This is a genomic window from Flavobacterium sp. PS2, assembly GCF_046250155.1.
Lineage (GTDB): Bacteria > Bacteroidota > Bacteroidia > Flavobacteriales > Flavobacteriaceae > Flavobacterium.
In genome coordinates, this window is the sequence record NZ_CP176426.1 from 1597189 (window position 1) to 1611328 (window position 14140).

Annotated in this window: 12 protein-coding genes; 9 read left to right on the plus strand and 3 right to left on the minus strand. The window is 32.5% G+C overall.

Annotated features, from left to right (window positions below):
- Positions 1-118: 118 nt before the first annotated feature.
- A complete protein-coding gene (gene pruA, locus ACJ6WR_RS06745) occupies positions 119-1747 on the plus strand; it encodes an L-glutamate gamma-semialdehyde dehydrogenase (protein ID WP_039116430.1) in 1629 nt (542 codons plus the stop codon).
- 302 nt (positions 1748-2049) lie between these two features.
- A complete protein-coding gene (locus ACJ6WR_RS06750) occupies positions 2050-2781 on the plus strand; it encodes a hypothetical protein (RefSeq protein ID WP_409417407.1) in 732 nt (243 codons plus the stop codon).
- Between the two features lie 82 nt (positions 2782-2863).
- Here the strand turns inward: ACJ6WR_RS06750 and ACJ6WR_RS06755 are convergent, their stop codons facing one another.
- Positions 2864-3952, minus strand: coding sequence for a hypothetical protein (locus ACJ6WR_RS06755; RefSeq protein WP_409417408.1), 1089 nt, complete (start codon positions 3950-3952; stop codon positions 2864-2866).
- A 309-nt stretch (positions 3953-4261) separates the two neighbouring features.
- On the opposite strand from ACJ6WR_RS06755, the gene ACJ6WR_RS06760 reads away from it, so the two are divergent.
- The 3 genes from ACJ6WR_RS06760 to ACJ6WR_RS06770 all read left to right on the plus strand — a co-directional run bounded on the left by ACJ6WR_RS06760 (position 4262) and on the right by ACJ6WR_RS06770 (position 7293).
- The gene (locus ACJ6WR_RS06760; RefSeq protein WP_409417409.1) at positions 4262-5314 is read left to right on the plus strand and encodes a sensor histidine kinase; all 1053 of its coding nucleotides are present in this window, start codon (positions 4262-4264) and stop codon (positions 5312-5314) included.
- Between the two features lie 46 nt (positions 5315-5360).
- Positions 5361-6527 (plus strand): alpha/beta fold hydrolase, encoded by a 1167-nt coding sequence (locus ACJ6WR_RS06765; RefSeq protein ID WP_409417410.1) that lies wholly within the window; start codon positions 5361-5363, stop codon positions 6525-6527.
- Between the two features lie 67 nt (positions 6528-6594).
- The gene (locus ACJ6WR_RS06770; RefSeq protein ID WP_409417411.1) at positions 6595-7293 is read left to right on the plus strand and encodes a LytR/AlgR family response regulator transcription factor; all 699 of its coding nucleotides are present in this window, start codon (positions 6595-6597) and stop codon (positions 7291-7293) included.
- A 63-nt stretch (positions 7294-7356) separates the two neighbouring features.
- Here the strand turns inward: ACJ6WR_RS06770 and ACJ6WR_RS06775 are convergent, their stop codons facing one another.
- Both ACJ6WR_RS06775 and rsmG read right to left on the minus strand, forming a co-directional pair.
- Positions 7357-8772 carry an alkaline phosphatase gene (locus ACJ6WR_RS06775; protein WP_409417922.1) on the minus strand — a complete coding sequence of 472 codons (1416 nt, stop codon included), beginning with the start codon at positions 8770-8772 and terminating at the stop codon, positions 7357-7359.
- A gap of 334 nt (positions 8773-9106) precedes the next feature.
- Positions 9107-9736 carry a 16S rRNA (guanine(527)-N(7))-methyltransferase RsmG gene (gene rsmG, locus ACJ6WR_RS06780; protein WP_035618001.1) on the minus strand — a complete coding sequence of 210 codons (630 nt, stop codon included), beginning with the start codon at positions 9734-9736 and terminating at the stop codon, positions 9107-9109.
- A 107-nt stretch (positions 9737-9843) separates the two neighbouring features.
- Between rsmG and ACJ6WR_RS06785 the strand changes: the two genes are divergently transcribed.
- From ACJ6WR_RS06785 to ACJ6WR_RS06800, 4 genes are all read left to right on the plus strand, one after another.
- Entirely contained in the window at positions 9844-10941 is a 1098-nt protein-coding gene (locus tag ACJ6WR_RS06785; protein WP_086893505.1) for a fatty acid desaturase family protein, read from the plus strand.
- Between the two features lie 72 nt (positions 10942-11013).
- On the plus strand, positions 11014-12204 hold the full coding sequence (locus tag ACJ6WR_RS06790) for a pyridoxal phosphate-dependent aminotransferase (RefSeq protein ID WP_039116426.1): 1191 nt from the start codon (positions 11014-11016) through the stop codon (positions 12202-12204).
- A gap of 534 nt (positions 12205-12738) precedes the next feature.
- Entirely contained in the window at positions 12739-13374 is a 636-nt protein-coding gene (locus ACJ6WR_RS06795; RefSeq protein ID WP_409417412.1) for a hypothetical protein, read from the plus strand.
- A gap of 191 nt (positions 13375-13565) precedes the next feature.
- Positions 13566-14111, plus strand: coding sequence for a dihydrofolate reductase family protein (locus ACJ6WR_RS06800; protein WP_409417413.1), 546 nt, complete (start codon positions 13566-13568; stop codon positions 14109-14111).
- Positions 14112-14140 lie beyond the last annotated feature (29 nt).

Genomic DNA, 14140 nt, shown 5'->3' on the forward strand with positions numbered 1-14140 from the left:
TTATACTAAAATTATCAAATTATTAGTTTAACCTTCGTACTTTTGTACAGCGTTAGATAATTCGTATAAAATGAATTATCCAACTGTTAATTTGTCTAATTATCTAATTCTAAACAATATGCTAAAAGGATTTTTTCATGTACCTAAAGCGGTAAACGAACCCGTAAAAGGATATGCGCCAAACTCACCAGAAAAAGCAGCAGTACAAGCAGCTTATACTACAATGTGGAACTCTAAAATTGATGTTCCGTTATACATTGGAAGTGAAGAAATTAAAACTGGGAACACAAGAAACATCACGGCTCCTCATGACCACAAACATGTAGTAGGAACTTACCACCTAGCCGAAAAAAAACATATAGAAAAAGCGATTGCTAATGCGCTTGAAGCAAAAGATGCATGGGCAAATATGGCATGGGAACAACGTGCTGCTATTTTCTTAAAAGCTGCTGAACTTATTGCTGGTCCTTACAGAGCCAGAATAAACGCAGCTACAATGATTGGACAATCAAAAAACATTCACCAAGCTGAGATTGATGCTTCTTGTGAATTGATTGACTTCTTACGTTACAATGTTGAGTTCATGACTCAAATTTACGCAGACCAACCAAAATCAGATTCTACAACATGGAATCGTCTTGAGTACAGACCTTTAGAAGGTTTTGTATATGCAATTACTCCTTTTAACTTTACTGCTATTGCTGCAAATCTTCCTGCAAGTGCCGCAATGATGGGGAATGTTGTTATCTGGAAACCAAGTGATAGCCAAGTATTCTCTACTCAAATTATCATCGAAGTTTTTAAAGAAGCTGGAGTTCCAGACGGTGTTATCAATGTAGTTTTTGGTGATGCATTAATGATTACTGATACTGTATTGGCAAGTCGTGATTTTGCTGGAGTACACTTTACAGGTTCAACTCATGTATTTAAAGATATTTGGGCTAAAATTGGTGCAAACATTCACAACTACAAAACTTACCCAAGAATCGTAGGAGAAACTGGTGGTAAAGATTTTATCATTGCACATCCAAGTGCTAATGCTAAGCAAGTATCTACAGGAATTGTACGTGGTGCATTTGAATTTCAAGGACAAAAATGTTCTGCTGCTTCAAGAGCATATATTCCACAAAGTTTATGGCCAGCTGTAAAAGAGCAAATAATCACTGATGTGAAATCTATGAAAATGGGTTCACCAGAAGATTTTGGTAACTTTATTACTGCAGTTATTCACGAAGGATCTTTTGATAAATTAGCTAGTTTTATTGATCAAGCTAAAAAAGATGCTGATGCTGAAATAATCGTTGGTGGAAACTACGATAAATCTGTTGGGTACTTTATTGAGCCTACAGTTATTGTAACTACAAATCCAAAATATACTACAATGGAAACCGAATTATTCGGACCAGTTATTACTATATATGTATATGAAGATGCAAAATGGGAAGAGACTTTAGAATTAGTTGATACTACTTCTGAATATGCTCTTACTGGTGCTGTATTTAGTCAAGATCGTTATGCTATCGAAGTAGCTACAACAAAATTACAAAATGCTGCAGGTAACTTCTATATTAATGATAAACCAACAGGAGCTGTTGTAGGAATGCAACCATTTGGTGGTGCAAGAGCATCTGGAACAAATGATAAAGCAGGTTCTGCATTAAACTTATTGCGTTGGGCATCTCCAAGAACAATAAAAGAAACATTTGTAACTCCAGAAGATTACAGATATCCGTTTTTAGGAGAATAATCTCTAAAGTTTAAAAACGATTAAAACCCACAGGTTTCAAAACTATTTGAATCTTGTGGGTTTTTACTTTTATAAAAGATGAAAACATCTTACCTAATGATTATTTGTAATCGTTTTCGTACGCAGTTGGTTATCAAAAACATACCCTTTCCAAAAACCTTATAATGTTACTTTTAAAACCTTTCCTGACATAAAAAAAATAAGCGCACACGTAAATTTGAACTTTCTTAACCTAGTAAATAAACTCATAGGAAAAGAATAGGATGTTCGCACATAAATATGGAATTAAATTAAAATGACTTATGAAAAGTTTAGAGAAAGTACCTGAAATAATCCGTGAAGCAAAAAGTGTTGGTCACGTAATTGATTTTAAGTGGAATGAAAAAATCATGGAGAAACTTATTGATCCGGCAGAGAATCATAATAAACTAGAAAATGCTTTAGAAAGTATTAGTTACAAGGCTTCTTTAGGATTAACGGCTGCATTACTTGAATGGATATACTGGCGTTATAAAAGCCATACCGAATCATCTCAAGAAATGAAACTGCGCATCGAAGCTCTTTGGTGCTCTATATCAAATCCTGAGTATACCAAACCCCTAGTTTTTGATCTTAATATGGATGCTCCTGCAACTGGTCCTATAGATGGTCCTTTATGGGTTGCTCTTATGAATGTAAGAATGGTAGATGTACTACGCAGAAAAGGATCTTATTATCTTCAAAGTGAAATCGTAGGTTTAGCATTACTTGCACGCCACATTTCTCCAAAGAAAAAAATATTTAATAAATGGCTTAAAAATACTTTAAAAGAACTTAAACATATCTTTCCTTGTCAATATACGTATGCCAATATAAAAGCTACAGATGAAGAAGTTTATAATCCATCGGCAGAACCACTAATCAGCCGTGATTTTTTCTTTGATCCTTTTTATAAATACAGTGCAAAATCTTCGGAAACTGCCATTAAAGATTTTGTTGCGAGTTTAAACTACGAAACAAATCCTTTTTTATGTTTCCCAAAAGAGGCTAGTTAATTCAATATATTTTTAGAGAAATCCCCACAAGTTTAAAATGTTTTTAAAACTCGTGGGGATTCTTTTTTGTTATGAATTAAGTCTATTTTGCTAATTCAAAACTAGAAATAGTATGAAAAGAATCTATCTCAGTATTCTTCTCCCCTTTAAAAGTATCGTAGTTTACAACCAATAATTTCCCTTTATAAATTATCGTTTCACAAGGATTATCTAATTGTCCGTCAGAACCATCAGCATTACCATTTTCCCAAATTAAATGAATTGTATTCGTATTTAAATCCAATTGATGAACGCTATTATAGTCATAACTGGCAATAAAAATAGAATTCCTTTTCTCATCGTAAAAAAAACCATCACAACATTTTAATTTATCCGAGTCAAAAACTACTTTCTTAGATTTTAGCTTACCATCTTTTGTTAATTCCAGTTTTGTTATCACACCATCTCCAAAATTTCCTGCATATAAATTTCCTTTTTTATCAAAAGCAATACCGTCAATTCCAATAGTTCTTTTTGTTACTTCAGGCTTAAGAGTAAATGTTGTTACTAAATAATTCGGTTTCGTATTCTTATCCAAAATTATTTTGCCTTTATTTAATTCCTCCAATGAAAAAGTATAAATCCCACTTTCTCGTCTATTCTCAAAAAGAGCATCAGTTATATAAACTCGATTTTTATACCACCTTACAGCTTCGCCAAAGTTGAAACCTTCTGCCAAAACCTCGGCATATTTAGGTTTACCATTTTCGACTACAACTCTTATCAATCTGGAAAAATTTTCGTTATCCGTAAAAAACTGATTATCCATTAAATACAGATTTCCGTCAGGGCCAAATTCCATTCCCATAGGATGTACTTTCTTCGTTATGGGATGTACGGGTAATTTATCAAACCAAGTTACGGGTTTATCATTTTCATCAAATGTTAGAATCTTACTTCCGTGCTTTTCAAACGTAACTGGATTAGTGATTGACAAATAAAGATTCCCTTTTTTGTCCAAAGCCATTCCGTCGGGAGTTTGGCAAGTTTCGCCTAAATCGGCAAACAAAGTTGGTTTAATTGTTTTTGAAACTTCACTATAAGTAATTTCTTGTTTGCTCTCTTGCGAAAATAAATTTACGGTATTCATGAAAATCAGAATACCAATTACGCTTTTAATCGTTGTCTTCATTTTGTTTAGGTTTAATTATTTTTTGATCGTTTAATACAGAATACTTTTTAGTTCATTTACTAAAAATAATGCGAATAGAAGAATCAGTTTTATCATGATTTATATATTTAAAGCGAATATAGCTTTAGAGTCAATTCCCTATTTTATGCGCAATCAAAAACACAACTTTAGCATTCAAATAATCTATTTAAAAAGAATAATGCATTCGTATGCCCAAATGCTATTTTTAGGAGCAAAAAGTCTTTATTTAACCCTACGAACAAAGCATACTTCGATATTTTATTATCTTGTCCCTCTTAAACCGTTATAATGAGTTTTTTAAAAAACATCGACCTAAAAAGAATTCTATTTCATTGTATCTATTGGATTTCCTTTTTGTTATTATACATCTCTGGCAAGTCTAATGATACTAGTTCTTATGACTTTACTTTTGTTTATACCTGGAAAGTTATTGCTCAGGCAATCGCCGCTTACGGATTAATTTATTGGATAATTCCTCAAACTCTGAACAAAAAAAAATACTTGCTTTTTATATTTTCAGCTTTAAGCTGGCTTTATCTTGTTTTTGCTTTTCTAATGATTTTTAAATACTATTATCTAGAACCTAAATTTCCTGGTTTCTTTGATGATTGGCTTGGGCACAAAATGTCTGTTCCCGAAAGATTAACTTCATTTAAATTAATATTCAGAGAGTTTTCTTTTATCACTTATCCAATTATCATATTGGGTTTTATTAGTTTTAATCGCAAACAACAACGTCTTTTAAAACTGGAAGAAGAGAAAAAATCGATGGAATTAAAAGTATTGAAGAATCAATTAAATCCCCATTTCCTTTTTAATACGCTGAATAATTTATACACATTGACCCTTAAAAAAGATGACAAAGCACCCGAAGTAATTGCGAAACTATCCGAAATTCTGGACTTTGTATTATACCGCTGCAATGAAGATTATGTTTCTATCGAAAAAGAAATTGCCTTAATTGAGAATTACATTGCTTTAGAAAAACTTCGCTATAGCGAAAACAGATTGGATATTTCGTTTACCAAAGACATTCAGGAAAGCAACAAAATTTCACCTCTTATTATATTGACTTTTATAGAAAATGCTTTTAAACACGGCGTAATTAACGAAACCAAAAAAGCTACTATCAAACTAAATTTAGAGAGCAAAAAAGGACAAATCATTTTTGGCATTGAGAATACAAAACCTCAAAATGGCATTTTAACAATTTCGGATAAATCAAAAATTGGATTAGAAAATGTCCGAAAACAATTAGATCTATTATATCCAAAAAAACATCAATTAGAAATGGAAGAAACGCAAACCCTTTATAAGGTTCAACTTTCTCTTTATCTATAAATTCCAAAAAATCAATTTACTATCAAAACTAATCATTTCAAATTTTATGAAAAAACATCACTTAATTAGTCTTTTATCTATTTTCTGCTTTATCACCGCAAATAGCCAATCTAAAACAATTGATACTTTAGTCAATGTTGGCAATCACAAGATTCATTTTAAGATCGTAAAAGGCAAAGGAACTCCCATTCTTTTTGATGCTGGTGGTGGGAATGATGGCTCGGTTTGGAATTCGATTTTAAAACCAATTTCCGAGATTACAAACGCTACTTTAATAACTTATGACAGAGCTGGTTTTGGTACAAGTACAATTGATACTTTACAAACCGATGATTCCAAACACGGAATCATAAGTAATATTGAAGATTTAGAAATTGGCTTAAAAAAACTGGGATACGATAAAGAAATCATATTGGTTTCACATTCTTACGGAGGTTATCTATCAACCCTCTATGCTACCAGACATCCTAAACTTGTTAAAGGGGTTGTATTAATTGATGTTAACCATAGCTATTTTGAAGATGGTTACATTGAAAAAGTTCTTGCTACACAGGATAAACTTATACCACAATGGAAAAAAAACAATAAAGGCATTTATTATATGTCGGCAACTATTGCCGAAACTGTAAAAATAATGAGCAAGTTGTCTATTCCTCAAAACATTCCCGTAGTTGATTTTATTAACGGAATACCTTTCTATAAAACACCAGAAGAAATCGAACGATGGAAAAATAGTCATAAAAAATATGTCGAAAATAACCCTAACGTTACCAGCATTACAGCTTCTGGTTGTGGTCATGCTATTTGGATGGACAATCCGCCATTGGTAATTACCACAATTGCCAAAATGTATGCAAATGGCTCTAAACAACAAACTGAAATTCAAGAACGCGCTTTACAATACACAATTCAAGCTTTTAATGAGGATAAAAAAGAGCAATTGGCATACAATAATTCCGAAGACGATTTAAACAATTGGGGATATGAATTATTACGCAAAAATGAAAATGAAAAGGCAGCCGAAGTTTTTAAGTTAAATATGCTTTTAAATCCAAAAAGTGCAAATACATATGATAGTTATGGTGAGGCTTTACTAAAAATCAATAAAAAGGACGAAGCTATTACAATGTATAAAAAATCTATAGAACTAAATCCTGAGAATAAAAATGCGATAGAAGTTTTAGAACGTATAGCAAAAGAAACTACAAAATAACAAGATTAGATTGCAAACAAACCTCAAAAAAGATTAAAATTGCATCTATTAAATATAAAATTTTCAAATGAAATATAAATGCATTATCGTCGACGATGAACCATTGGCTAGAGAGTTAATTGCATCTCATCTAGGTAATTTTGACAATTTTGAACTAGTCGATTCATTTGAAAATGCATTAAAAGCATATACTTTTTTAGAAACAAATACAGTCGATTTACTATTTCTGGATATCGAAATGCCTTTATTAAAAGGAAATGATTTTTTAAAAAAATTAAAGAATCCTCCTAAGGTAATTTTCACAACCGCTTATCGCGAATATGCTATCGAAGGATATGAACTCAATGTTATAGATTACCTTTTAAAACCAATTACGTTTGATCGTTTTTTTGTTTCGATAGAAAAATTCAAACAATTACAAACACCCAAAAAAGAAGAAAAAGCAGTTGCCGAAAATCATATTTTCGTATCAAGCGGGAATAGAAATATCAAAATAATTTTTGAAGAAATCTTATACATCGAAAGTCTAAAAGATTATATCACTATACATTTAGAAAACGGAAAATCGCATCATCTTAAACAGAACATTTCAGCTTTCGAGAAATTATTAGATTCAAATTTTGTTCGGGTTCATCGTTCTTTTATCATTCAGACAAAAAAACTAACAGCTTATTCTAAAAACGAAGTCGAAATAAACGCAATCGAAATCCCAATAGGTAGTAGTTATAAAGAAAACTGGCTAATGTATTTAAAAACTATCAAATAGTAAAACCCCACAAACTTCAGATGATTCTGAATCTTGTGGGGTTTATTTTTTTTATGAAGTAAACTAAAATTTATTCTCTACTTCTGCAGCCTGCAACATCAAATAATGTAAATCGGTATTTTTTACAAAAGGCTTTAAAAGTTCACTTCCGGGACCGAACATTGCCAGCTCTACATAATCGGCAGAGTGATCCATACTAATCCAACCTACAGAATTTATTTTTCCTTGCATTTCGGCAAAAGCTTTATAAGGCAATTTCTTGTAGTTGTACAATCCGTCTTCCTTATGCAAACCATCATAATAACTCAAAACCGTTTTGGCATCTTCATCCGAAACCGAATGTCCATTAGCTTTTTCGATAATTTCTTTTACTTGTGCAACCGAAGAATCAGGTTTTATCTGATTTAAAACCCACTCGTTAGTCTGGGTATATTTCTGGATGCTATCAAAATTCTCATTAGCGTATTTACCATAAATAATCCCAGGATTTGCGTTACCGTGGTCAGTTGTAATTATCACTAAAGTTTCTTTGTCTTTCTCGGCAAAATCTATGGCAACTTTTACTGCTTCGTCAAACTCAATTTGGTCATTAATTAAACCCGCAATATCATTTCCGTGTGCAGCCCAATCCACTTTTCCGCTTTCTATTTGTAAAACAAAACCGTTTTTATGACCTTTCATTCTATCAATAGCTTTCTGAGCCATCTCACCAAGGCTTGGAACTGTTTGTTTTAAATTATCATCACTGTTTCTATCTACATAATAAGGAAGTCCATCTTCTGAAAACACACCTAAAATAGGCTGAGAATTAGAAGCTGCATCCATCTCAGAACGCGTTTTTACCACCTGATATCCTTTTGCTTTAAAAGCAGCATACATATCCTTTTTATCTTTTCTTACCCCAGAGTTAAAATAGTTTGAACCTCCACCCATCATAACATCAAAACCAAGATCTAGATATTGTTCGGCAATATCATCCTGAGCATTTCGGCTTTTACTATTTACACAAAACCCAGCGGGAGTTGCATGAGTAATAGGAACAGTAGTTACACAACCAGCCATCTTACCCGATTTCTTGAACTTTTGCCAAATAGGTAAATGTGGCTCACCTTGAGGACTTACATTAAGCACCCCATTATTTACTCTAAAACCACCACCCCAAGAAGAACTTGCAGCCGACGAATCGGTTACTATAGAACTAGCCGAAGCCGTATCCATCAAGGCTCTAGAAACCCGATTGTCTTTATATAACTGAATCCAATTAGAACCTTTTCCTGTTTTTCTGTTCAGGAACAAATCAGTCATATTTAGAGTTCCTGTGCTCATTCCGTCACTAACTAAAAGAATAATATTTTTAGCTTTTTTATTTTTGTTAACCGATTCTAAATCTAAAATATTTGCAGAACCCTGAAAAGGATTCATTACAGCAGCTCCAATTGTAAATAAAGAGCCATTTCTAAAAAACTTCCTTCTATCCATCATTACTTTGTTTTTGTAAGTATTTCAAAGATAAAAAAATACACTTAGTAACAAAATTATCTTTCTGTTATGATACTATCGATTTAAACAATCTTGAACACTAATTTCACTAATTATCACTAATTTGTTTGTGAAATTAATTCCACAAACAACGTTAATCTCATTAAAATTTGAGCAAATTCGTGACTCGAGACTGAAAGTCGAACAGACGAAGTAAATTCTTACTTCTTTCTTGTATTCACATCCAGCCAATAGAGCAACAAACCATACCAATCTAAAAAGCAAAAACCCCATCTAATCCAGACAGGGTTTTATAAATTGTATTCGATATGTTTTAAACTGTAAACTTCAAAGGAAGATGAACCACTTTTTTAGTTTCAAAAAATTCATCATCAAATATTTCTGCTAAATCATACAACGTAGCTTTAGGGAAATCTTTTAGTTCCTCTGCTAAATCTCCTCCTTTAAGATATAGGATTCCGTTTTTTAGAGTATGCTTGTGTTGTTTCTTAATTTTTTCTTTCACCCACGAAACAAAATCCGGCATATTGGTTACGGCACGACTTACAATAAAATCAAAATCTCCTTTAACCAATTCAGCACGCTTTTGTTCAGCCTTCACATTCTTTAATTCTAATGCATCAACAACACCTTGAACCACTTTTATTTTTTTGGCAATTACATCAATTAAATAAAATCGTGTTTCAGGAAAAAGAATCGCTAGAGGAATTCCAGGAAAACCACCTCCAGTTCCAACATCTAAAACTGTTGCTCCAGGTTCAAATTTCATGATTTTTGCAATCCCTAACGAATGTAAAATATGTTTTGTATATAAGGAATCAATGTCTTTTCTAGAAATTACATTGATTTTTTCATTCCAATCGTGGTATAAAAAGTCTAATTTTTGAAATTGTTCGATTTGAAGATCGGTCAAATCAGGAAAATATTTCAATATCTCGTCCATTGCTTTAAATTTTTAACAAAAGTACTACTTTACGATTGAAATATTTAACTCAATTTTGCAAATTGAAAATTTATAATAATTACCTTTGAAAACTATTTAAATTAATTATGAATAAGACTGCTCCTATATTTGCAAAGCAAGACAATCTGAAGTTTTTCAGAACACTTAACTCTCGAGTAAACAATTACTTCAAAGAGAATAATATTCAGAAAACCGGAAACTGGAAGTTACACTTAAAAGCCGTTATTCTTTTTGCTGTTTTTTTAACACCATATTTTTTAATCCTTACACTTAATATGCCTTTTTGGGTAATGTTACTTTTATCAATCGTAATTGGTATCGGGATGGCAGGTGTTGGAATGAACGTAATGCACGATGGAAATCATGGTTCTTATTCGACCAAAAACTGGATTAACAAATTCATGGGAGGAACTATTTATGTTCTTGCAGGAAACGTTTATAACTGGCAAGTACAACATAATGTTTTACACCATACTTATACTAATATTCCTGGACATGATGAAGATCTGGATGCAGGAAGAATTATTCGTTTTACAAAACATGCAGAATGGCATAGTTTTCACCGTTTTCAGCATTATTATTCTGTATTCTTATATGGTTTATTGACATTTAATTGGGCAATTACAACCGATTTTAAGCAAATGCGAAACTACCTAAAAAGAAAATTATCTTATGGTGAGCCAAAAAGCCCAAAGATTCTTTGGACAACACTTATTATAACAAAAGTTATTTATGTTTCAATCTGGATTGTTTTACCAATCGTAATTGGGATTACATGGTGGAAAGTACTAATCGGATTCTTCGTAATGCACTACACAGCCGGATTAATCCTAAGTGTTGTATTTCAGTTGGCACACGTTGTTGAAGAAACTACAAACCCTTCTCCAAACGAATTAGGAGAAATGGACAATACGTGGGCTATTCACCAATTATTTACTACAACTAATTTTGCTCCAAAAAGCGCAATTGTAAACTGGTACACTGGAGGATTAAATCACCAAATCGAACACCATATTTTCCCAAATATAAGTCACATTCATTATGGTAAAATTGCAAAAATCGTGAAAGAAACTGCAAAAGAATGCGATTTACCATATTACGAATACAAAACAATGGGAAGTGCAATTATTGCTCACTTCAAACATTTACGTGAATTAGGGATGAAACCTGGACTATCAGTTTAAACTAAAAAAAATCTATTAATAATTAACCATCCTTAATTAAAGTTGAAATTAAGGACATTCAAAAATTTTATAATGAACCATATTCTTTCAGACAGAATCAACAACCTTGCGACATCACAAACTCTAGCAATGGCAGCTTTGGCACGCGAACTAAAAGCACAAGGAAAAGACATTATCAGTTTAAGTTTAGGTGAACCTGATTTTAACACGCCAGACTTTATTAAAGAAGCAGTTAAAAAAGCAGTCGACGAAAATTACAGTACATATTCTCCAGTAGAAGGTTATTTAGAATTGAGAGAAGCAATTTGCAGAAAATTCAAAAGAGATAACGGATTAGACTACAAACCAACTCAAATTGTAGTTTCTACAGGAGCAAAACAATCATTATATAACATTGCACAAGTAATGTTAAACGAAGGTGACGAGGTTATTTTACCAGCACCATACTGGGTTTCTTATTTCGAAATCGTAAAACTTTCAGGAGGAGTTCCAGTAGAAGTTCCAACATCGGTAGATACAGATTTCAAGATTACACCAGCACAATTAGAAGCTGCAATTACACCAAAAACAAAAATGATGTGGTTCAGTTCTCCTTGTAACCCTTCAGGTTCAGTTTACAGCAGAGAAGAGTTAACTGCACTTGCAAAAGTGTTAGAAAAACATCCAAATATATACGTAGTTGCCGACGAAATTTATGAGCACATTAATTTCTCAGGAACATTCTGCAGTATCGGTTCAATTCCGGGAATGTTAGAAAAAACAATCACTGTAAACGGAGTTGCAAAAGCATTTGCCATGACAGGATACAGAGTTGGTTATATTGGAGCTCCAGAATTCATCGCAAAAGCGTGTACAAAAATTCAAGGACAAGTAACATCTGGAGCAAATTCTGTGGCACAACGTGCTACAATTACAGCTGTAGATGCTGACCCAAGTGTATTAAACCACATGGTACAGGCTTTCCACACACGTAGAGATTTAGTAGTTGGATTATTAAAAGAAATTCCAGGAGTAAAAATCAACGTTCCAGAAGGAGCTTTTTACGTATTCCCTGACGTATCTTCTTTCTTCGGAAAAACATTAAAAGGAACACACATCAAAGATGCTAATGATTTATCTATGTATCTTCTTGGCGAAGCAAATGTTGCAACAGTAACAGGAGACGCATTCGGAAATCCAAATTGTATCCGTTTCTCTTACGCAACAAGCGACGATATCCTAAAAGAAGCATTACGCAGAATCAAAGAAGCTTTGGCTGCATAACAACATAAAATAAGTTTATTAAAACGGCTTAAGGTTTAAAGTTTCATCACTTTATACTTTAAGCTGTTTTTTTTTATGGGGTTTCCTCCGGTCGGGCTATCCGACTATATCTTTTATTTTTTAAAGAAAAATAAAAGATATCGCTCCTATCCCTAACCCAAAAACTAATCACTATCAACTTTACTAATAAACAACAGATTGCAAGCACAAATAACATATTGTAAACATAGCCAACGGTTTCAACCGTTGGAGCACAATGTATTATCGCAATCCGCATCACACGGTTGAAACCGTGAGCTATAATTAAAACAGGATAGAATTTAAAAAATGAAAAACATAATGAACTTTGTTTTCTATTACTACTCCTGTCTGCATGCTGATATTAAATACACGAAACCAAGTTCCTTACACCCTTGTATTATTACTCACCAAACAAACATTACTTTTTAGATTATATTATTAGTATTTTTAGCCCGCAAATAAAAACCGTTTTATAGCATTTAAACAAATATGAGATTCCTATAAAACAACAATATGAAGAATATAATCTTTATTATAAAACATTACAAACCAAATAACCACCTAATTATGAATTCTGTATTTCGGAAAATCTTTATCATTATTATTTTTACAATAATTTCATCTAATCTGGCAAAAGCCCAAACAGAAGGAAATTTTATCAAAGTCTCAATAGGCTATGGATCTAGCACTTCAAATTACGAAGAAGAAAACCCGGAAATCATAGATGGCACTGGTTTTTTTGCCCAAGGAGAATATATAATAGGAGTTACCAAATGGTTTAGCGTAAGACCTTATGCTGGCGTTATTTTTACCTCAACTAGCGAAGATGCCGTTAAAAACCCACAAGGCTACAAAGTAGAAACTAATGCATTTTTACTAGGAGCAAAAGTTCGTCTTTGCGCACCAATTCCTTGGGTTGCACCATTTATTGAAGCTGGTATTGGCGCTTCTATCGGTTCATTTGAAACCTACACTAATCAAGTCAATGAGAAAAAAAGCGGTGTAGTTCCACATATTCCAATTAGCTTAGGACTTGCATTGGGTCCGAAAAACAACATAGAAATTGGAGTTACCTTTTACGGAAATCTATCAGGTGAACAAGGTTTCGGTGCATTTACAGCAGGATATACTTTTCCCGTGAATTGGTAATGCAAAAAGAACACTCATTTCAATTGATTTGGAGATAATTCAAAACTCAATCTCCTCAAATCAATAAAAATATTTTCAAAAACAAAAACTACTTAGTTAATAAACCGAGTAGTTTTTTTATTTTATATAAGTTGAAAACGATATTTTTATATCCGAAAACCAAAGCAAGTCAAACATTAAATATTTTACAAATGAAAAAAGTAATTCTAGATTTAGCCGTAACCTTAGATGGATTTATTGAAGGTCCAAACGGAGAAGTTGATTGGTGCATCATGGATGATGATATGGACTTTGATGGTTTTTTATCAACCATAGATACTATTTTTTACGGTAGAGTAAGTTATGATATGTGGGGAAATTATCAACCAGACACAAGCACCAGTTCAGCAGAACAAAAACTATGGCAAGCAGTACATTCAAAAGAAAAATTTGTTTTTTCGAGTCAGAATATACATGATGACAGAGCCACTTTCATAAATACTGATATCATTAATAAGGTAACCGAAATAAAAAAACATGGCGAAAAAGATATATGGCTGTATGGTGGAGCAAGTCTTATTAAGACATTTATCCAATTAGGTCTTGTTGATACATACCGAATATCAGTCCATCCAATAGCCTTAGGAAGCGGAAAACCATTGTTTGAAGACTTAAAAGAACGAGTAGAGCTAAAACTTATTAAAACCAATACTTTCAAATCTGGGGTAGTACAACTTACTTATGAATCAAATAAATAAATTAAAAACCTTAAATATCATCATTCCAT

Excerpts from the sequence above, each read along its gene's own strand:
- ACJ6WR_RS06790 (WP_039116426.1), top strand. The coding sequence starts at position 11,014 with ATGAACCATATTCTTTCAGACAGAATCAACAACCTTGCGACATCACAA.
- ACJ6WR_RS06760 (WP_409417409.1), top strand. The coding sequence starts at position 4,262 with ATGAGTTTTTTAAAAAACATCGACCTAAAAAGAATTCTATTTCATTGT.
- ACJ6WR_RS06795 (WP_409417412.1), top strand. The coding sequence starts at position 12,739 with ATGAAGAATATAATCTTTATTATAAAACATTACAAACCAAATAACCAC.
- ACJ6WR_RS06785 (WP_086893505.1), top strand. The coding sequence starts at position 9,844 with ATGAATAAGACTGCTCCTATATTTGCAAAGCAAGACAATCTGAAGTTT.
- ACJ6WR_RS06800 (WP_409417413.1), top strand. The coding sequence starts at position 13,566 with ATGAAAAAAGTAATTCTAGATTTAGCCGTAACCTTAGATGGATTTATT.
- ACJ6WR_RS06775 (WP_409417922.1), bottom strand. The coding sequence starts at position 8,772 with ATGGATAGAAGGAAGTTTTTTAGAAATGGCTCTTTATTTACAATTGGA.
- ACJ6WR_RS06770 (WP_409417411.1), top strand. The coding sequence starts at position 6,595 with ATGAAATATAAATGCATTATCGTCGACGATGAACCATTGGCTAGAGAG.
- ACJ6WR_RS06750 (WP_409417407.1), top strand. The coding sequence starts at position 2,050 with ATGAAAAGTTTAGAGAAAGTACCTGAAATAATCCGTGAAGCAAAAAGT.
- ACJ6WR_RS06755 (WP_409417408.1), bottom strand. The coding sequence starts at position 3,952 with ATGAAGACAACGATTAAAAGCGTAATTGGTATTCTGATTTTCATGAAT.
- pruA (WP_039116430.1), top strand. The coding sequence starts at position 119 with ATGCTAAAAGGATTTTTTCATGTACCTAAAGCGGTAAACGAACCCGTA.
- ACJ6WR_RS06765 (WP_409417410.1), top strand. The coding sequence starts at position 5,361 with ATGAAAAAACATCACTTAATTAGTCTTTTATCTATTTTCTGCTTTATC.
- rsmG (WP_035618001.1), bottom strand. The coding sequence starts at position 9,736 with ATGGACGAGATATTGAAATATTTTCCTGATTTGACCGATCTTCAAATC.